Below are 21,757 nucleotides of genomic sequence, written 5' to 3' on the forward strand. Positions count from 1 at the left end.
TTAATCTATTAAACTAGCTTTTACAAATTGAAAAAATTCATGAAACGCTCTTCGGCCTTCTTCATTTTGTTTAAATACCCCGGCATTTTCAAGAACCTGCTGAAATTTTAATCCTACTTCCCTTTTAATCAATTTTTTGACAGATTCCCTAGTTATGTTGCTGTATTTCTTCTGTTGTAATTCCTGATACCATTCCCAATGTTTTAGCAGATCAGGATTCCATTTCTCTCGTTTAACAGGCGATAGCAGATATTCAGAGATTTGATCCAGCTCCTTGGTAAGTCTTCCTGGCAATACAGCCAAACCCATTACTTCTATCAATCCGATATTTTCTTTTTTTATATGATGATGCTGCTTGTGGGGATGGAAAATTCCATCTGGAAACTCACCCGAAGTCCGGTTGTTTCGCAACACAATATCCATTTCGAATAAATCTCCCCGCCTTCTTGCAATAGGGGTTACTGTATTGTGCGGTGTTCTCTCGCTATAGGGGAAAACGTCTACAGCGGCATCGCTATATTCCTTCCAGGCTCTCCAGATGAATTCTGCTGCTTTACCTACATCATCCTTTTCTCCCTGAATTCGAATAACAGATAGCGGCCAGTTTAAAATACCGATTTTTATAGATGGAAAACGATTCAGTATGACAGAATCGACTACTTCGGCTTTTTCCATGGCAAAGGAGTATCTGCCGCCCTGAAAATGGTCATGCGTTAAAATAGATCCGCCGACTATCGGCAAATCCGCATTAGAGCCAATGAAATAATGAGGGAATTGTTCAGTAAAATCTAATAGCCTCTTAAAAGTCTTCGAACAAATTTTCATAGGAACATGCTCTTTACTAAAAACAATGCAGTGCTCGTGATAATACACATAAGGTGAATATTGCAAAAACCAGTCCTCTCCACTAAGAGAAATTGGAATGATGCGATGATTTCCTCTCGCAGGCAGTGAAAGCGTCCCTTTGTAGCCCTCATTGTCATGACATAAAAGACATTTGGGATAAGATGAGACAGCATTACTTTTTATTAATGCAATTTCCTTTGGATCCTTCTCTGGCTTGGCTAAATTTATCGTGATATCAAACTCACCATAAGGTGTAGCCGTTTTCCATTGAATGTTTTTCGTAATACGGTCTGCTCTGACATAATTGGAAGAAACGGCTAGTTCATAAAATCTTGTCGTAGCCTTTTCTGGGCTTTCTTTATAATGTTGCTTAAATTTCCTGATAACCTCGGACGGCCGAGGCAGCATGCAATTCATGATTTCCGTATCCAGGACATCTCTCTCAGTAGTTGTGTTCGATAATAAGACTCCGTTTTCATAAGCCCAATTCAATATCCGATTTAGTATTTCTGAAAGGTCCGGAATAGGATTCTCAGGTTTGGCTTCCTGCCAGTCCAGAAGGCAGAGTATAGCTAAAATTCGGTTCCTTACATAAACCTCATCTTCTGCTTCGAATAATTTTTTCATTAATCCGTATTTCAATAAATGCTGGATTTCTTGATGAATTTTTAACATGTTGGAAGCACACCTGCCTTTAATATCATGACTGAACCATTTTTTTAAGATTGGTAGGTTAACTAAATGCCAGGGTCGTAATTGCCCATGGAGATAGGTCAACATGAACTTCAGTTTGATTCGAGTTATGTTGTGTTGATATCTCTTTTTGTGGATTTCCGCTAAAATCGACTATTTCCACTTTATTAAAACTATGATTTAATCTAATCTTTGCGGATGCGATTTTTTGATCAGAATAGTTTATAAATCTTACGAAATAACGTTCATCCTCCTGATAAAAAGCAGACAGTAGGATTCTTTCATCCTCAATTTGAAGAATTTCATTTTCTTCTTTTTCACCAGTTTGAACTATTGGGTAATTAGCTCTAACAGCCTTGGAATGTTTTGCACTTTCCCATGGTGTATGGGTATTAAAATTCAACGAGAATGTCCACGTATAGTCACCAAATACTTTATCTCTCGCTAATAAATGCATAATTTTTCCTGACTCATTTGCCCTTTCCAATTTAACCTTCTGCACTCCTGGATGGACGATGGTAAAACCAGTGTTTTCACTCATTACTCGCATATAGGTATTAGCATATATATCATCAATATCTGTTTTTTCTTCTCCAAACGGGTAATCACGATAATAAATAGCATTAGGTAAATGATGCTTAAAGGTTGCATGGCAATTGAGCGATAAATTCACACCTGTATAAAAATAGGATTGACACTTAATTTCCTTTGTTTGATGGTTGATGAATACTCGCACCTCTGCGAACGCTACAGGAGTTTCCGTAGTATGCAGCGTCACTAAATCGCAATGGAGCAATAAAACACTTTCAAGATCGTTTTTGGATTCTATGCTGCCATTAATTCTAGATAAAGAGATTTGATCAGGACAATGAGTCGTTCCATCAAAAGCGAATGTAAATATCTCATGAGCAGAACTTAATGCCGGATACATGCTTGTGTGTTCATTTTGTTTTGCAATTGGTCCAGTAAACCCGGTAAAATCAATAGTTTCCTGTGTTTTTTTATCTGCGATTTGAATCGTCCATGTGCCTTTTTTCCAATTAACTTTGAAATGATCGTCTTCAATCCAATCGTCCCCATATGTAACTGGAAGTTTGTTTTCATCCTTGACTTGTTCCTTTTCCTCTTCCTTTATATTGATAGTCGCTGTGCCTAATTTCGGTACATCAATGACCATTAATCCTTTTATCGTGTCGTACTTTTCCTCAGTAATCACAAATGGGACTCGCTCGCCATTTTTTGTTAAAACAAAGTTGTTGTGCGTATTTTTTATTTCAAATGGTATGGTTTGATGGGAAGACACTCCATTATAATTCGAGATTGTCAAATAGGAGTTATTCTCTCCTTTGGTCTCATAAAGGCCATTTATTTCAGCTGCGCAGGATGAAATGATATTGAAATATTTTTTAATACCGTACGAACCAGCTTTAGTCTCTATTCCATCCTCTGTAAACGCCCGGTAACCTCTTGCAGCTGAAAAGTCATGATTCTGCAGGATGAGAAATTGTTTCCAAAGTTTAGTTAGCATTTCTTTATTATCAACCGTACTGCCCTCTAGATTTTTAATGGCAGATAATGTTTCATAGGCTAATAGAGATTGTTCAACCTTTTGGTCAACCATGATGACTTTATCTCCATCGTAGCCCCAACCGCCATCCTGGTACCAATTATTCTTGTAATTGGATTGATCAAGAGGAATATAAATAGATTGTAAATCGCGTCCTGCTAATTCAAGATCAAAGTACTCTTGCAGCGTAACCGCCTTTCCGCCCCATTCCTCCACATGTTTAATGCCCTTTTCAAATGGTGTCGCACTGGCGCCCCAGTCCATACCGGGAGGCCAAATCTCTACCCATTGGAACAACAATGGTTTGTTATAATCCTTTAATCTTTCTTTGTATTCACGATAGCCAGTGTATTGCCTAACACAGGAAACCATTAGATCATTGGCAGGTATGGCAGGAATTTCAGTTCCATCAATGCCCTTCCAGCTAATCATCGCTTCATTTAATGGCATCGCCTGCCCTGAATTTTGATTTTGCAGGGAAGCATATTGGAAGCCGCTTTTTAACAAGAGCTGGGGTAATTGCGGGTGAAACCACTGTTCTTCGACCAAAAAAGCCCGAATATCGTAGTCGAGGACTTCCTTTATCGACTTCTTTCCAAAGGTGAGATGGCGAATGTTAGGTTCCCAGCCATAGTCTTGGCCAAATGGCTGGCCGTAGGTACCCCCATCAACCGCGGCTTTTCCTTCATAGATATATTGCTTTAGTCTTTCAATACATGCAGGATCTTCCTTCTCCACTTCTTCATATGAATAAGCATCAAGTTCCATGGATACCTTCAATCCAGGGTAATCATCAGCAGCGTCGAGCATTTTATGTATGGTGTATGCAGTCGAAAAGGTGCGGTCATATTTTTTTCCAGCATACCAGCCGGATGGGAAGGCAAATCCTATGCCTCCCTGTGTCCAGTGATTACAGAAGAAGTAATAAAAATTTGGTTTTGGCATCATTAATTCTCCTTCGTATCGTAAGATTAAATAGCTATTCAACTAAGTTTTTTGTATGGTCCATAAGCTTTGGCTTTTCACAGGTGCTTGCCAGATTTATATGTCTTCCTTTATCTGCAGCATCTAAAATACTATGCATGATATCCAATACATGAAAAGCTACTTCTTCATTCGCTCGATGCTTCTCTCCATAAATGATTGCATGTGCCATATCCGAAACACCAATCCCTCTGCTATTGTCTGTATATCCGAAAGTAATCGGCTGATCCTTCCACTCCTTTTCACCTTTTTTCTTTATTTGAATGACCCCATTATAGCCATTCGGGTCAGGGACCATCATCGTTCCTTCCGTTCCATATATCTCAATACAAGGCAGCTTTGTATGCCATATATCAAAGCTGGTAACAAGATTACCAATTGCACCATTTTCAAACTCCAAAACACCATTAATGTGGGTTGGAGTTTCTACATGTATCGTCGCACCAAAATTCGGCTTACTTGTAATGGTACGTTCTGGGAAAGTTATATTCGCCATGGCGGCTACTCTTCTGACAGGGCCGATTAAGTTAATTAAAGCCGTTAAATAATATGGACCCATATCAAATAATGGACCGCCTCCATGTTTATAGTAGAAATGAGGAGCTGGATGCCAGCTTTCATGTCCATGACATAACATGAAGGCATGAGCGGCGATTGGTTTACCGATTGCACCTTTTTCTATGAGTTCACGTGCAGTTTGAATTGCTCCTCCTAAAAATGTGTCCGGGGCGCATCCAATACGTACATTATTTTGTCGTGCCAAAGTGATCAATTTCTGTGCATCCTCTTTTTCAATCGTCAATGGTTTTTCTACATAGACATGTTTGTGACTCAAGAGAATTTGCTCTGATACAGCATAATGAGCCTCTGGGGTCGTTAGGTTTACGACGATATCAATTCCTTTATCGTTAAGCAGCTCTTCAGGTGTATATATTATCGGGACATTGTATTTATCCGCTTGCAGCCTTGCTTTTTCTAGCTGCAGGTCGGAAAGGGCTACTAGGTTAACATGTTCAAATTTTTGAAGATTTTCAATATAAATGCTGCTAATATTTCCGCAGCCAATTATTCCGACATTTATTTTACTATTCAACATAAAGACTCACTCCTTTATTCTTTTGAAGCAGCCCAAAGAAATCCATTTTTAATAAGGTTATAGCAGTCCTTATTCGTTAAATCCTCTGGCTTGTGTCCCACTGAACAATAAAACACGCTTCCCCTTCCATAGGTTTTTGTCCATGCTACGGGCATTTGGATGGACCCTACAGGTGTAGATGCAAGAATCTGAATTGCGGGATCAATTTGCATATAATAAAGCTCTGATTGAATTTCAAAATCGTTTATGTCCTTTGTAATAACATGTTCTTTATCCTGGATCAAGACTGTATAATCAACCTCTTGGCCGCCAGGGTGCGCTACAAATTGTCCTCCCACCATATATTGATATTCTGTTTCATTTCTAAAAGCATCGCCCATGCCACCATGAATTCCAGCGACCCCAGCTCCTTCTTGAACTGCTTCCAATAAAGCACATAATGAATCATATGGTATTTGTCCCATTGTCCAATTGGGGATAATTAACTGATAATCCTTTAAAGGATAGTTTGTATGAATAGAGTGTAAGGTTTTACAAATATCTACATCATAACCTTCACCTAATAGTATTTGTTTAAAAATTCCGTCAATTTCAGATGGGTGGTGACCTTCCCAGCCTCCGCTAAGGATGAGTGCTCTTTTCATGATAAGCTCCTTTCATTTAATTATTAGGTTAAAACATAACTTATCCTTTTTCATTTTTTATGTGTTGATTATAAGAGCTCGATAGACTTTAAGATTGTGTCTCCTTTTAAAAAAATAGTTAGCTCACTAATTCTTTTATTGAGAGTTACCTCCGTAATATCTTCACAATTCCGTCCCTCAAATGACTTCTCTTCTATCTTTACGATTACATTTCTAGGCGTGGGATCTATAAAGTATAAAATCACCTTATTAACTGAACATAATTCCTTGAGGGTTACTTTAATTACCTCCTCTTCTTTAATGGTTAAACTGTTAAGTGAACTTATTGAACCTTCTACAATATGAATTATTGGGTCTGGTAGAATAAATTTCTGATAAATTTTTTCCATAGAAGAAAGACCGAATCTATTACCTAGTGTGTCACTATTATCGGAAAGGTCTAGAACATACTTATCAGTATATATTTTCATCCAGTTTCTTCCCCATCCTACCTTGTCATTAACTATTCCATCTTTATTTATATAGCCGTAGGATCCATCCATATCAGATATGCCTTTTCCTGACCATCTATAATATTGACCCTTAGTTAAATCATCTGCCATTTTCTTTTGGGTCATTGCTAAATAGTAATTTTTACTATTATCTAAGCCATCTACAGCAATATCTAAAGTGGTTTCCTTTCCGAAATTAATTTCCTCCCATTGTATATCTTTACTAGCTATTTCTTTAGAATCGAGAATATCTTTATCATATTCATTAAGAGAAACCTTTAAATCTGATAAACCCTTATCCCCTTCATGCAAAGAATAGTTTAGTTTTACTCCTATCTTTTCAATATTTATGAAACTAGTGCTCTTTCTTTTAATATCTTCAATATTGTATTTGTTAAGCTTGTTTTTCATATTATTTACTTCTATGTTGTAGATAGAGAAGGGTTTGTTCTCACCTTCTAAGATAAGTCTCAGTTTACTACCCATGACCGCTTCAAAAGTTATTACATTATGACTATTTAATACCTTAATATTTCCTTCATTTATCTCAAGCCATTTGCCATTACTAAAATAACTTAAGATTAATCCTTTGGGGAGCTTCTCTTGATGACAATTTAAAGTATTTTGACTACAATGGTAAAAATCGATTACAACCCTGTTAAAAGTCCTGACAGAATCAAAATTTATTTGATAATATTCAATACCATTATCATTTGAAGAAATCCATCTCTTAGTTAAATCACCAAAATGGGTTACATTCATTAAAGGAGCTAAAGTATCGGAACCATTTCCATTACTTGATACTTCAACAATTTTGTTTGAATTACAATCATCTAAAAACTTTGATACATCTACAATGTTAAAAAAGTCCTTCTTTTCCTTCAATATAAACCTCATGCCACTAATCATAAATATTGACTGAGCGGATATCTGATTATCTATATTTATTTCCATATAACTAATTTCTCTAAAATCAAAGTTACCCGTAACCTTTTTTAAAAATTCGTCATTATTTATTAAGTCTATTTCTAAATATGTCCAATTGTATTTTGATTCATTATACTTATTGGCAAGATCACCAAATAAGTTAGATTTAGGTGTAAATTCAATATAATTATATAGATCCTTACAAAATCTAATGGTAGGAGTTTTGTTTTCCTTATACCAATCAATCATTTCATTTAAATATCTTATACAGAATCCAAAGTGTGAGTAATCTGATGCATCAATTCCTAAGTTCTCTGACCTTGGATATCTCAAGGTAATATCCTTTACTCCTGAGGACTGCAGCATTAGTGAACCCTTACCACTTACAAAGTCTCTATCATTATAGGTCAGTCTCACATCTCCATCTGATTCCATACTCCAGTTACTAATATTCTCTTCATTAAAAATCTCAAGACCTTCTGATAAAACATATATATTTATACAATCAAAGCCAACATTTTCTCCATCATTTACTGATAAGATAACTCTGTAAAATCCAGGCTGTTCGAATTTCCTACTTACTATTTCTCCATCATATGACTCACCATCACCAAAGTCCCATACATAATTCAGCCCTTTAAGTTCTTTCTCTATTTCTGACTTAAAGACAAATTCCTTATTAACAATAAAAGTTTTCGAGTTGGATCTAATACTAACTTTGATTTCCTTTGGATCTTTTCTTCTATGAAGTTCTTTTACATCACCTACGTATTCATCTATATAAAGGGACTCACCATCATTTCCATATATTTTATTATTTATTAGAGTTATATTTTTTGCATATTTCAAATATATTCCATGCCCTGCATAGCCTCTATTATCACTTTTATTTTCATAAATTTCATTGTGTTCCAATACCCAATTTACAGCAGGATAGTCCACCCTATTTCGTATGGCAATCCCTGGTCCATTGTTGTGATGAATTTTATTTCTAATCAATTTAAAATTAGTTCCTGAGCCATTTACTACCGAAATTCCAGCATTTCCAAAGTTCTCTGGAGCATTATTAAAATTAACACCGTTGTAGCTTACCTCATTCTCAATTAATACGGTATTATCGGAGTTTCCAAGCCAGAAACCATAGCTTGAAAAATTTGCCTTATTCCTTACATATGTATTTCCCTCATCCCATGCTTCTATGGCATTGTTATTTGCGAAGGAGGTATCATTTTCTTCAAAATAGTTTCCGGTAGACATCCATCCATTTAGTGACCTTATAAAAAGTCCATCTCCACCAAATCTCATGTCATTTTTTATAAATTTATTATTATTTGAGCCCGTTTCTATCAATACGCAGGAAGAGTCCCTGGCATGAACTTCATAAGGTTCTTTCCTGATACCCCAGCTAAAATCATTACGGTAAAATTCATTTTCACATCCATGCCATAGCCTTAGCCCAACATTAGAGGTATGAGAAAAATCATTATTTTCAACAAAATTTTTATCGCCATTTCTTATTGTCAAGCCATTCCATACATTGTTGGCTTTGTTATTCTCCACCACACAATGATGTGTAGAGAGTAGCACAATTCCCCCTAAATCCTCATGCTCATCCCACCCGTGATCTGGATTGTGATAGTTATAGGAAAAATCATTGTTATGTATTTTATAGTTCGTACAGTTCTCAAGTTTTAAGCCTATCTCAAAGTTTTTTGCACTTAAATTTTTAATGGTTACATTCTCAGTATTCTTAGAATTAACAGCAATGCCATGGAAACCGAGACTGTCATCCTTACCATGCATCGAATATCCGTAGCTAAATTCATCTGTGTTTTGGGATACCTTATCTTTCCCCTTCATCTTCCCGCCGATAAATACTGCACCATTACCATCAATACTAATATTACTTGCCCCTATCGTTATTCCTTCATCTTCAAAGAAATAGTAAACCCCTGGCAAAAAAGTAGTATCTTCAGTTATTACCATCCCTGGTTTGGGAACTACATATTTTCTATTCATTCTTCTCCCTCCTAGTCATATGAAATAATAGCCACGCTATGATTCTCTTAATATCTTTAGAAAAATCATGACGTGGCTTCTATGTCTATTAAAAATCTATCCAATTACTTGTTCAGTCTCATTGTCAAAGAAATGTAAATGATCAATATCTATACGCACATTAATCGTATCGTCAGAATGAATTGGTTTAGTATAACGAATTTTCGAAACGATTTTTTCACCATTTACATATCCATTTATAATAGCTTCCGATCCTAATCTTTCAATAAAATCAGCTTTTATCTCCATATCAGTGCCAGACATTACTTCATATTTAGGATCATCTTCTGTTAATAAATGCTCCGGTCTTATACCTACTACTACCTTTTTATTTTCATAACCCGTTAATTTCTTTACCTGTTCGTCTGTTATCTTGAATGTTCCTAACTTCGTATCCAAATAACCATTTGCTACCAATCCATCCACAAAGTTAATTGCAGGTGAGCCGATAAAGCCGGCAACAAATTTATTTGTGGGTTTTTCATATATTTCCTCAGGAGTTCCTATTTGTTGTATTACTCCTGATTTCATAACAACTATTTTAGTACCCATTGTCATTGCTTCTACCTGATCATGGGTAACATAAATGGTTGTAGCATCTGCATCCTTGTGAATTTTCACTATGGTTTCACGGGTTTGATGTCTTAGCTTTGCATCCAAATTTGAAAGGGGCTCATCCATTAAAAAAACCTTTGGTCTTTTAACTAATGCCCTGCCAAGGGAAACCCGCTGCTGCTGACCTCCTGATAATGCACGTGGTTTACGGTCTAAATATTCTTCAAGTCCTAGATAACTAGCCGCATTTGATATACGATTATGGATTTCCTCTTTACTAATTTTTTTCATCTTTAACCCAAAAGACATATTTTTATAAACTGTCATATGCGGATATAAGGCATATGATTGAAATACCATCGCAATATCACGGTCCTTAGGTAAAACCTCATTCATATGGAATTCATCAAGATATAAATCCCCATCTGTAATCGATTCTAGCCTGCTATCATTCTTAGTAAAGTTGTTTTACCACATCCGGATGGTCCCAGCAATACACAAAACTCATTATCCTTAACTTCAAGATTTACGTTATTAACTGCTTGATATTCTCCATCATAGCTTTTACAAAGATCTTTCATAATAATTTTTGCCATCAATGTCACCTCTCTTAAGTTAACTAGGTTTATATTCTACGCTTCGAGTATTGTCGATTAACTCTTTAACAAATACTCTCATTTTTCCCAGGTCCCTATTATCCCATGCAAAATAGGGAATAGCGCGCCATTCTTTTTCAGCATTTCTGACCTTTAGCATGATCATTCCATTAAGTAAGTCAGGATTCCACTCGTTATAAAACTGTGTATCTCTTCCTATTAATATATTATCGATTCCATCAGGGTTATCTATTTCTTCAAATGAATAAACAACAGGTCCTCTTTGCAAGGCTATTTTCCCTTGATTTTCTTTAACTCGAGGATCCATATGTACCTTTTTTACCTTCATCTCAAAATTTATCTTTAACGTTTCTTCTCCGTCTATTTCCATATTCATGTGAATATATCCCTTATTCAATCCAATACCTGATTTAAGATTTCCACTATATTGGTAGGAGTATTCTTCACACCATTCTGGTATTCTAAAGCATATAGTTGCATTTACCTTTTTGTCAGTCTTTAGTTTAACCTTAACTTCTCCATCCCAGGGGAAGTTTGTTTCTTGACCAATATTAAGATTTGTACCCGCTATATTAATACTGCCCGTAGAGCCTATATATTGATTGATAAAGATCTTTTCATTTTTCTGTGCGTAAACATATTCTGAAATACAAGGCAGAAATCTAGCTAAATTTGTTGGGCAGCACGATGTTTTGAACCATTCCTGTCTTCTTCTATGCCCCCCTTCTTCAAAGGGCTTCCCCTCTGATTCAAGTGGATTTACATAAAAGAATTTATCGCCGCTTAAGGATATTCCAGATAAAACACCATTATATATTTCCCTCTCGATGATATCTGCGTATTTACCGTCTTCGTACAGCAAATTCATACGATGATTAAAAAATACCATCCCAATTGCTGCACAAGTTTCTGCATAGGCTGAAAGGTTAGGCAGATCAAAATCCTCAGTAAAACCCTCATTTTCTTTACTTGACCCAATACCGCCCGTAACATACATGTTTTTATAAACAATATTTTCCCAAATCTTCGTTAGGGCTTTCATATAATCTTCTTTATTAAAATATTTAGCAACATCAGCCATACCGGTATACATGTACATTGCCCTGACAGCATGGCCGCATACAAAGGATTGTTCTTCAACAGGAAGATGATCCTGATGATACTCACGTTTGTAAAACAATTCGTCCTTATCTAAATATGGACGTCCCTCACTTTCATAGTGACCTTTTCCTCGTTCCGTCAAAAGCCACAAAGCAAAATCTAAATATCTTCTATCCTGTGTCAGCTCATATAGCTTTACTAAGGCTAGTTCCACCTCTTGGTGTCCTGGTACCCAATGTCTTTTTCCATGCCAAATACATCCATCCAATGGTCAACCAATTTTTTAGAAATAGTTAAAAGCTTATCTTTTCCTGTTGCATAGTAATAAGCAATCGCAGCCTCAATCAAATGTCCGCCGCAATACATTTCATGTTTGTCCATATCCGTCCATCTTTGCCCTTTTTTCTCAGGATCAATTGTATAAAAGGTCATAAGATACCCATCGGACCATTGAGCTTCTTCAATTGCATCAATGATTGTGTCTAACTTTTCTTCAAGCTCCGCATCATTATATTGCATAAGCGAATAGGCTCCACCCTCTATAGCTTTATAAACATCAGAATCATCATAAAAACGACCTTCAAACTCTAACTCTATCGGAAGGGGTTTATCTATTCCCATTTTTAAATACTTGCCTGATTTTATAAAATTCTCTACCCTGTTTGTCTCAGTACAACGATTCACAACAGTATGAACTGTGACTCTGTGATGCGTTTCTAGTACTGGATTCCAGAATAGGGAATCAATCTTTACATCTGTAAACGGGATTGCCTTACATACATTTTCAGTGCTTTGAACAATCTTTGTCATACAATATGCCCCCTATATTGGTCTATTTATTCTATCCATGGGAACAGAGATATTCGTAACTTAGCACATCCATATGGTATTAATTCCACATTTTCTTCATCTCCTACACTTACTATGGGGGATAAAGGAAGCTCTCCTGCCGAGTTATTTTCAAGTCCCCAAGATGGAGCAGAATAGGCTTTTGCAAAAATTCGCACTGGAGGATTATCATAACTAAATGCCTGCTTAGATTTAATTCCTGTTTCTTCTATTTTCAATTCTTTATTTAAATCTAATGCGAAATTCCATGGAGATTCTGGATATATCTCATAATAAGGGTAATCACTAATTCCTCTACCGAGCTTTTTCCAGTTTTCTTTAATTTTTAGCCCGAAAACCAAGGGTCCACGTTCTACAGTTACACTATTGTTATACCAACCTTTTTTTATAGAAACTGGCATTTCAAAGTTTATAGATACCTTGTCTTCATTAAAAAACTTTCTATCTAATACTGCCCAACCGTTATTATCTTTTAAATCTGCAGGTTCATTGTTTACTAATATTTTGTATTGATTACACCATCCAGGAATCCTTAAATGGAACTTAAATTCCTTAGGTATATTGATTTTAAACATAAAATCCACTTTCCTATTAAATGGATATTCAGTTGTAGAGATAATGGTTATCTTCTCGCCATTTAACTCTACATGGGCATCTGCCGGCATATAGACGGCTGCATGAATACTATTTTCTCCAACCAGAAAGGCATTCTTTGTGAATTTTGGCCAGCCCTGGTGCATATTTGCTAAACAGCACCCAAAGTTAGGCTCAAACCCAAACAAATTAGAATCATCTTCATTGTTATACCAATTGCGTTTAGCATGAGTGACAAGTACTTGATTGGCTTGCTGATCATATTGATGTGCTTTAAAATCTTCACTAATCGTAGCCGGCAGGGCATTATATGCAACCCTTTCCAGTAAATCTGCAAAGTGAGAGTCCCCTGTTGCTTCAAGCAAGAGCTGCAGAGAAAACATGTATTCAACAACTGAACAAAGCTCTGTACCCTGTGTGGGATTCGTTCCGCTTAAATGCTCATCCCCAGAAAAAATTCCTGCTGCTTGCCCGTGATATTTTGATAGGGATTGGATCCCTTCATAAATAGAGTCAAGATAGGATTTTTCACCTGTTTCTCTATATTTCATCAGAGGCTGTTTAATTGCCATGGCCACATTCACGATATGGGTATGATGATATTTCATGACACTGTATAAGGAAGTCCTAGTTGTATTTTCCATTAATTTATCCCATTTATAATAAAAATCTGTTGGCTGTGTAAATGGGAAACTTTTAAATATTTGGCCCCATGCTAATGTTTGATCATTAATCTTTGTTAATAATTCCAGTAAAAATTCTTCCTTCGTTTTTTCATAGAGCCAAAGGATTGAATACGCGAAGTCTCCCCCGCGGCCTCCGCCCAGCCATTCATTTTGTACTCATTTAACTTTTCTAAGGAGAATTTAAAGTATTTCGTCATAAAGGGTATTACCCTTGGGTCATTCGTTGACTCATAATAAGAAATAAACACTTTAAGCATGACAAATTTAGGCCAAAACAGCGTTTCATCAAAGTCTGTTTTTCGATAGGTTGGCGAAAATCTCCGTTATCTTTTTGGCTGTTTAAGCTCCAATTAATCCATTTCTTGGACTTTTCAATTGCCTGTTCGTCTTGCAAAAGATAGGATAGGGGGACCAGCCCATCTAACCAATATGGTGGTCTTTCCCAGCTATTATCCGTTCCGCCTATCCAGTCTGAATAAGAACCCACAGATCCCCAATAATTATCCAGGTCCTTTGTTATTCCGTCCATTTGAAGCTGAAGCTGGTCAAGAATCCACCCTTTTGGTCTTATGGAGGAGTATTCTAACGTTTTAAGCTTATTCTCCGATAAATGATTCATATCTGTTTTACTCCTTTTCTATACACCCTTAGTTCCTGTTTTTGCAATGGATCCCATAAAGTGTTTTTGGAAGATAACAAATAATAAAATGAGCGGCAGAGTGGATACAATAGCCGTTGCCATTTGAACAGAAGGAGTTGAAGTATATCTTCCTCCCATCATAACGGTCATCCCCTGAGAGATGAGATACATCGGCATTTTACTAATCAAAATTTTCGGCCATAAATATGATCCCCATGAACCCATAAATATTAAGATTCCTGCAGCAAGCATCGGCGCTTTCGATAGGGGCAGCACCATATTAAAGAAGACACCCATGCGGCTCATTCCATCTAAAATCGCCGCTTCCTCTACCTCTTTTGGAAAGGATAAGAAAAATTGCCGCATCATAAAGGTGAAATAGGCAGAAAAGATGAAGGGTACAATCAAACCTGTATAACTATTCGTCCATCCAAAGAAATTAGCAATCATAATATATTTTGGAATAAGAGTAATCTGCCCCGGTATCATCATGACTCCAAGAATAAGAGCAAACCACGTTTTTTTACCCGGGAATTCGATTCGTGCTAGTGCATAACCTCCTAGAGCAGATACCAGCAGAGTTAATAGAGTGGTAACAATCGATACAAATGCTGTATTTAATAGCCAAGTAGTCAATTTGACGGATTCTTCATCACTAAATCCAAAAATGATCTTTTTATAGGAATATAAGGTTAAATCTGAAAAACTCCAGCCCGATGAATAAACATCAAGTCCCTTCCGTAATGATGCAATGACCGAGAAGATAAAGGGATATAACGTAAGAATGGCAAAGATTATTGCGATCAGGGTGAATATAATGGTGACCGTTTGATAAATGATTTTCGATTTTTTATGAGGGTTTATTTTAGGTTTATAGGATTTTTTCGTTAATTGCTGAACATTATTTAATTGGTCATTATCCACCTTGGTATTACTTAAATTCATTTTTTTCACCTGCCTTTATTAATAGGTCTGATCCTTAAATATTTTCCTTTGAATAAATGTAAAGGCCATGATAATGATAAGGAGCAAGAAGGAAATAGCCGCTGCCCGTCCCATTTTACTTTGTGTCCATCCTACATAATAAACATAGTAAACAACGGTCCAAAGGGAGCCATTCGATCCCCCGGTCGACGGTGCATCACCATATTCCGATAGCATTTGAGCAATATCATATACCTGCAGGGCACCTATGAAACCAGTTGCCATCAGGAAGAAAGTCTTATTATTAAGAAGTGGAAAAGTAATATGTAAAAACTGTTTAATTCTTGAAGCTCCATCTAATGATGCCGCTTCATAAACATCATTGGATATTTCTTGAAGCCCCGCCAGATAAATAAGCATGGAATAACCGGCACCAGACCAAACTGACATAATGATAGCCAAGGGCATCGTAAACCTTGGATCTTCACGCCATTGAACCGAAGGAATGCCGAAATAGGATAAGAATTCAGTTACAGGGGTAGCCGGTCTAAACATACCATCAAAAATAATGACTAATGCCGCAATGGCTGTAACAGTTGGAATATAATAAGCAATTCGGAACAAATTTTTTCCCTTTGCATTGTGTGCAATTAGTGCAAGTGTAAGTCCCACAAAGGTAGTTAAGATGACCGCACCAAGCGAATAGTACATGGTTTGATAAACAGCTTTCTGAAAAATAGGATTCTTCAGTGCCATTATGTAGTTGTCTATACCCACAAACTTTATTTTGCCGTTAAACGGATGCAAAATATCATGACGAAGCATATCATAATTGGTAAAAGATACAAAAAAAGCGACTAAGATTGGCAAAATGGTCCAAAATATGAGATAGATAATCGATGGTGCCATAAAGATGTAGCCTATCGCATAATCAGAACGTTCTAATTTTGTGAGTTTTCGTTTTTTCTTTTTTAATGACATGTACTTCACCTCTTTCTAGCTAAAGCTTATTTTAAATCCATAAAGGAGACTAAAAATTAGCCTCCTTTATGGATTTATTTAAGAATTAAATTATTTTACCGCAGCTTTAGGATTATCCAGCTTTATATCATTCTCTTGAAGCTGAGTATTCAATGACTTTTGACCTTCTTCCAGTTTTGCAATGACTTGCTTGCGAACTGCTTCCATGTCAAGTGCACCAGGCTTAGCAGCTTCATTGTATGCTAGAGTTAATGCGTCTTGAACTGGTGTATACATATCAACGCCGCTTACATGGTAGTCTGATGATGTAATCACACCGTTGTTAGCTGTCCAAACAAATGCATCTCGTTCTTCTGGTTTTTCAAACCATGATTTCGCATATTTTTCAGCCCATTCCTTACGAGCAGGTATTCCAAGTCCACCTACTTCTGGACCTCGGGCACCCATCCATGCATCTGTTGTCGTCATGTACTTAATAAAATTAGCTGCAGCATCTGCTTTCCAACCATCTAAATTTTTATTCATCACTACGCCTTGGTTGTACATTTCTGCATGTGGTTTACCATCATCACCTAAAGGAACTACTAATGAGCCATAATCAACCTTTTGCGGTACTCTTGCTTCCCCAATCCCTTTATCCTTCCGGTAGAAGGTGGTTGGAGTCCAGTCGCCAGTAGGATAGAGTGCTACGTTAGCAGCTGAACTAAATGCAATCGTTACCTTTCCAGGCAGGACATCAGCAGCGTTTGTAACCCAGCCTTTATCGGCATAGTCTGCAATTTTCATAATCGCGTCAACATATTCCTTTTGAGCAATATTGTTTGTTTTATTAAGTGATTCTCCACCATAGCTCCAGAACAGCCACCACCAATACATAAGGGAGGCTGATCCAACTGTATAATATGGATATTCTTTTCCATCCTCATACTTTACAGTCTTCCCTTTGTAGGTATCATGAATTTTTTGCATAGCACTTTCAAAATCAGCAAGGGTCCATCTGGTGGAGCTGTCTACATTAACCCCGGCATTCTTTAACATTTCCTTATTATATAAAAAGTCGACAACTGAGAATGAGTTTGGAACTGCATAGTAATTATTATCAAATTTCCATACTTTTATTGTCGATGGTATGAATTGATTCCAGAAATCTTTTTTATAATATGGACTTAATGGTTGAATGACAGCGTCTCGCCAGGAAGAAGCCAAGCCTAAGTCTAAATGGAATACATCAGGACCCCCGCCTGCTGCTACCTGGGTCTTTAAAGTGTCTTCCCAACCTGCATCAGAAATATATTGACCGTCGATGGTTACATTGATTCCTGTTTTCTTTTTATACTCTTCAGAGAATTTTGCAAATAGTTTCTCCTGTTCAGGAATCAAATCCCAATATTGATAGGTTAATTTAATTTCTTTTGGTTTTTTTCCTTTTGAATCCGCTTTTCCACTTGTATTGTTAGAACAGCCGAACAAACCAACTACTAATAGAATACTCATCATTAAAATAGCAATTCGTTTTACTACTTTATTCATCACTTAACCCCCTGCACCTGAGTCAATATTTTGGATAGAAAAAGTGATCTCCTTAGCTGACTGACGTGCTCGATAAACTAGTTCTTGTGATGTTCGGTATCTAATTGATTATGAATGCGCTTGCAATTATTCAAATTATGAAAAATTTAATAAAAGGAAAGCTTTACAGAATCATAATCCAGATACTTAACTAGATGTGCTTCTTTTTTTCTTAAGATGACATGGAAATCATACTATACGGACAATAACTGTTATTAACACCACCCTTCTTATTTTCAATAATTTTTATTGATCTTTGACAAATACTAAGCTTTTAAAATAAACTCCATTTTCACTTGGGAATAGTTTATAAAGCTTATAGCAAACGTTTTCTCTTTAAAGTTAGATTAATACTATTCTCGTCTTGTGTCAAGATGAATTGACGGAAAAATTGAATTCTTTAGAAAATTTACATTTGAATAAAAGACCTTTAAATTATTTAATATTCTAAAAATATATATCTTTAAATTGGGCTATGATATAGTATTTGGTAAAGGTATTACATTTTTAGATTTTACATAAACATAAAAACTTGATAAAAGGATAAAAAACTCCCACTACATCTGTCATTTGTGTTAGTTCTGCTACTCTTTTGAAAATCATAAATATAATATTTGAGGTATGATGTGAATGAATAAAATAAATGATCTTGATCGTTTTATAACTGCTAAAGTTTCTAAAAGAATCATTGCTTATATGATTGATACCTTACTTATTTATTTACTTGTCTTTTTCTTTAGAAAAGCATTTCTATATAATGTGGCAGCTTTAGATGTAGAAATGCAAATTAAAAATAGTATTATTAATGGAATATTATTTTCCTTTTATTCGATAATTTTTTCTAACTTTATTTTCAAGGGTCAAACGATCGGAAAAAAAATAATGAAAATACATATGATCTGCTCTAACGATGAAAGACTTGACCTTATGTCTCTACTTAATCGTGAGATACTCGGAAAAGTATTTATAGAAAAAATAAACCTATGGATATTATTAATTCTGTTGCCTACTGGCCTCTTAGATAATCTACTAATAAATATTAATAAAAGCCCTATGTATTTTATTCTCTGGTATCTCATTAGTCTGCCATGGGTTATGTTTCTTTCTTTTACTATGCTAGTTAATAGTACGAAACATTTAAGTCTCCATGATCTCGTTTCTAAAACAAAAGTTGTTGAAAAAGAACATTAAATTAATGAAAGCAAGGTACACCCATAGTGTGTACCTTGCTTTTTATTACAATATTTAAATATCTTCACATTCCCTATCTTATCTTATAAAATTGAAAAAATTTATTCGGTATATTAACCAGAATGTTCTGAATATTTTAGTCGTACTTAACAAGTCATATCGAACATTTTCTATCGTATTTTCTATTCTCCCTATATTACCTTCTCATTCAAACATTTAAATTTTCATCATCCCAACAGTTTACTTTTATGATGTTAATTTACTTGCACCATCAACGATTTTAGCAACATAAAAGCTAGGTTTATATCCTATTTTTTCTTTATATTCTTTTTCGACAACATGTATAAAATTTTCGATGCAATCATCATCAACTATACTTAAAGTGCAACCACCAAAACCTGCTCCAGTCATTCTTGAACCTATTACTCCGTTTTTGCTCCAGGCAAGCTCAACTAATGTATCAAGTTCAACTCCAGTAACTTCATAATCATCTCTAAGGGAGATATGTGACTCATTCATAAGTCTTCCAAACTTATCAACTTCACCATTCTTAAGTGCCTTTATAGCTTTTAAGGTTCTTCTATTTTCATATACTGCATGTTTTACACGTTTTCTATTGATCACATCCGTAATATGATCTTTTATATATTCATAGGTTTCTTCATTTAGTTCCCCAAGGGATTTGACATCAATATATCTTTTTATATTTTCTAATCCGTCTTCACACTGTCTTCTTCTTTCATTATATTTAGAATCAGAAAGTCCTCTTCGTTTATTTGTATTAGCAATAACGATAGAGGCTTTATCTAGTTTAATTTCTGCATACTCAAAGTTAAGTGTAGTTGTATCAAGCAGAACTGCGTGATTTTTCTTCCCCATTCCAATAATGAATTGATCCATTATTCCACAATTAACTCCGATATAGTTATTTTCTGTCGCTTGGGAAAGCTTTATCATATCCAGCATATCGATATTCAAGTTATATAGATCTTTAAGAAGAACAGCTGTAACCATTTCTATGGATGCTGAAGATGATAATCCTGCACCATTAGGGAGATCGCCATAAAACAATACTTCAAAACCACTATCAAATTTGTGACCAGCTTTTTTTAAGGTCCAAATAATTCCCTTTGGATAATTAGCCCAATCATGTTTTTTATCATAATCTAGTTCATCTAAGCTAACTTCAACAACACCGAAGTCATGAAAGTTTTTCGAATACAATTTTATTATGTTGTCATTTGTTTTTCTTGCTGCTGCATAAGTTCCAAGGCTTATTGCGCATGGGAACACATGACCTCCGTTATAATCTGTATGCTCTCCAATGAGGTTAACGCGTCCTGGTGCGAAGTAAAATTCTACATTCTCTGAGTTTTCAAAGACCTCTTCAAAATCCTTTTTCAATTTTTCTCTCATAAAATAGCACTCCTATAACGAATGTATAATAAAATTCCACCATTATAGAAAACGTTTTCTTTTTAAAAAAGACAATTGATTTAGAAAGCGTTTTCTATTTCTACTTTAACCCTTTCAAAATCAATTGTCTATATAAATATGTTTGTTTGAAATCATTATATATTTTTTGCCTTTCCACAGCTTTCCCTGATTACTAAGCTTGTGTCTAAGACTATTTTTATTTTGTAGGAGTCTTCATCTTCTATCAGATTTAACATTTTTTCTGCTGCTTTTCTACCAACTGACTCCATTTTCAAATCAACTGTTGTAATCTTTGGATAGGCAATTTGTGATAAAAGGGTATTATCAAAACCGATAACAGAAATATCCTCAGGTACCTTTAATCCAACATTTCTACAGGCACCTATTACACCGATAGCCATAAGGTCATTGCATGCAAAAATAGCTGTTGGCCTTCGTTCAGATAAAAGAAGCTTCTCTATCTTCTCCTCTGTTTCAGTGGTACCTTCTATAACGTTGCCATGACGTACTCTTACGATTTCTTTATATTTAAATTTGTAATTATCTAAAATATTTAAATAGATTTTCTCCTTCAAATCATAGGAAAAGCTGCTTTCCCCTCTAAGAAAAGTAATTTTTTCATGCCCTAGCTTAATAAGATATTCAAAAGCTTCTAAAGTTCCGATTTCTTCATTATAACTTATAAAATTCAAATCATTTCTAGATGAATTTGCATTTACAATTATTATAGGCAGTTCAGATGATGCTTCAATATAAAATCCATTATCCAAATTTTCCGGAGCTGGATCTATTACAATTATCCCATCTACCTGCATTGATATCATTTTATCAGTTAATTCTCTTTCCAGTTGTCCATTACCCGATGTATTGTTTAAAAATATTGTATATCCTTTACTTCTTGTTACCTTTTCTATGGCTTCAACAATCGTTGGAAAGAAAAGATTTGTTAAACCAGGGACAATTACTCCTATAACAGATGTTTTCTTCATAATAAGGCCTCGAGCAATTATATTGGGCTTGTAGTTAAGCTTTTCAATAGCTCTTTCAACTCTTTCTCTAGTATCTTTTTTAACAGGATAATTGTTATTCATTACCCTAGATACAGTAGTGATTGATACCCCCGCTTCAGAAGCTACATCGTTTATAGTTGCAATTCCTGTATCATTCTTTAACACCAATTTCACCTCCAGGCACGAAGACTAATTATTATAAGTATCTAAAATTATCTTATTAGACATTAGAAAAGGATTTCCATTTTATAGTATAATAAATTTCTAAATAATACAACAGGTTCAAAATTTTTCTGG

Annotated in this window: 14 protein-coding genes and 2 pseudogenes; 1 reads left to right on the forward strand and 15 read right to left on the reverse strand. The window is 35.4% G+C overall.

Features of this window, described 5'->3' with window-relative positions:
* The 13 genes and pseudogenes from galT to RCG23_RS24230 form a co-directional block, all read right to left on the reverse strand.
* A complete protein-coding gene (galT, locus tag RCG23_RS24175; RefSeq protein WP_308177747.1) occupies window positions 1-1,521 on the reverse strand; it encodes a UDP-glucose--hexose-1-phosphate uridylyltransferase in 1,521 nt (506 codons plus the stop codon).
* A gap of 58 nt (window positions 1,522-1,579) precedes the next feature.
* Window positions 1,580-4,054, reverse strand: a complete 2,475-nt coding sequence (locus RCG23_RS24180; protein ID WP_308177748.1) for a glycoside hydrolase family 38 N-terminal domain-containing protein — start codon at window positions 4,052-4,054, stop codon at window positions 1,580-1,582.
* 31 nt (window positions 4,055-4,085) lie between these two features.
* Window positions 4,086-5,186: a Gfo/Idh/MocA family protein gene (locus RCG23_RS24185; protein WP_308177749.1), complete on the reverse strand. Its 1,101-nt coding sequence runs from the start codon at window positions 5,184-5,186 to the stop codon at window positions 4,086-4,088.
* 14 nt (window positions 5,187-5,200) lie between these two features.
* Complete coding sequence (locus RCG23_RS24190) at window positions 5,201-5,830, reverse strand: ThuA domain-containing protein (protein WP_308177750.1); 630 nt, start codon at window positions 5,828-5,830, stop codon at window positions 5,201-5,203.
* A gap of 68 nt (window positions 5,831-5,898) precedes the next feature.
* The gene (locus RCG23_RS24195) at window positions 5,899-9,267 is read right to left on the reverse strand and encodes a right-handed parallel beta-helix repeat-containing protein (protein ID WP_308177751.1); all 3,369 of its coding nucleotides are present in this window, start codon (window positions 9,265-9,267) and stop codon (window positions 5,899-5,901) included.
* 96 nt (window positions 9,268-9,363) lie between these two features.
* A pseudogene (locus RCG23_RS24200) lies at window positions 9,364-10,457 on the reverse strand (ABC transporter ATP-binding protein).
* A 19-nt stretch (window positions 10,458-10,476) separates the two neighbouring features.
* Window positions 10,477-10,854, reverse strand: coding sequence for a hypothetical protein (locus tag RCG23_RS26105; RefSeq protein WP_374049872.1), 378 nt, complete (start codon window positions 10,852-10,854; stop codon window positions 10,477-10,479).
* A 9-nt stretch (window positions 10,855-10,863) separates the two neighbouring features.
* Window positions 10,864-12,389 (reverse strand): annotated as a pseudogene (locus RCG23_RS24205) (glycoside hydrolase family 127 protein); the annotation flags it as partial.
* A 26-nt stretch (window positions 12,390-12,415) separates the two neighbouring features.
* Window positions 12,416-13,849 (reverse strand): beta-L-arabinofuranosidase domain-containing protein, encoded by a 1,434-nt coding sequence (locus RCG23_RS24210; protein WP_308180168.1) that lies wholly within the window; start codon window positions 13,847-13,849, stop codon window positions 12,416-12,418.
* Window positions 13,850-13,913: 64 nt separating this feature from the next.
* Window positions 13,914-14,327 carry a hypothetical protein gene (locus tag RCG23_RS24215; RefSeq protein ID WP_308177752.1) on the reverse strand — a complete coding sequence of 138 codons (414 nt, stop codon included), beginning with the start codon at window positions 14,325-14,327 and terminating at the stop codon, window positions 13,914-13,916.
* Window positions 14,328-14,345: 18 nt separating this feature from the next.
* Window positions 14,346-15,293 carry a carbohydrate ABC transporter permease gene (locus tag RCG23_RS24220; protein ID WP_308177753.1) on the reverse strand — a complete coding sequence of 316 codons (948 nt, stop codon included), beginning with the start codon at window positions 15,291-15,293 and terminating at the stop codon, window positions 14,346-14,348.
* A gap of 18 nt (window positions 15,294-15,311) precedes the next feature.
* Window positions 15,312-16,253 (reverse strand): carbohydrate ABC transporter permease, encoded by a 942-nt coding sequence (locus tag RCG23_RS24225; RefSeq protein ID WP_308177754.1) that lies wholly within the window; start codon window positions 16,251-16,253, stop codon window positions 15,312-15,314.
* Window positions 16,254-16,343: 90 nt separating this feature from the next.
* On the reverse strand, window positions 16,344-17,783 hold the full coding sequence (locus RCG23_RS24230) for an ABC transporter substrate-binding protein (protein WP_308177755.1): 1,440 nt from the start codon (window positions 17,781-17,783) through the stop codon (window positions 16,344-16,346).
* Window positions 17,784-18,452: 669 nt separating this feature from the next.
* On the opposite strand from RCG23_RS24230, the gene RCG23_RS24235 reads away from it, so the two are divergent.
* Window positions 18,453-19,013, forward strand: coding sequence for an RDD family protein (locus tag RCG23_RS24235; RefSeq protein ID WP_308177756.1), 561 nt, complete (start codon window positions 18,453-18,455; stop codon window positions 19,011-19,013).
* Window positions 19,014-19,259: 246 nt separating this feature from the next.
* Here the strand turns inward: RCG23_RS24235 and RCG23_RS24240 are convergent, their stop codons facing one another.
* Window positions 19,260-20,429 (reverse strand): galactokinase, encoded by a 1,170-nt coding sequence (locus RCG23_RS24240; protein WP_308177757.1) that lies wholly within the window; start codon window positions 20,427-20,429, stop codon window positions 19,260-19,262.
* A gap of 155 nt (window positions 20,430-20,584) precedes the next feature.
* Complete coding sequence (locus tag RCG23_RS24245) at window positions 20,585-21,625, reverse strand: LacI family DNA-binding transcriptional regulator (RefSeq protein ID WP_308177758.1); 1,041 nt, start codon at window positions 21,623-21,625, stop codon at window positions 20,585-20,587.
* Between the last annotated feature and the right edge of the window lie 132 nt (window positions 21,626-21,757).

The sequence above is a fragment of the Neobacillus sp. PS3-34 genome, from assembly GCF_030915465.1.
In the GTDB taxonomy this organism is placed as follows: domain Bacteria; phylum Bacillota; class Bacilli; order Bacillales; family Cytobacillaceae; genus Neobacillus_A.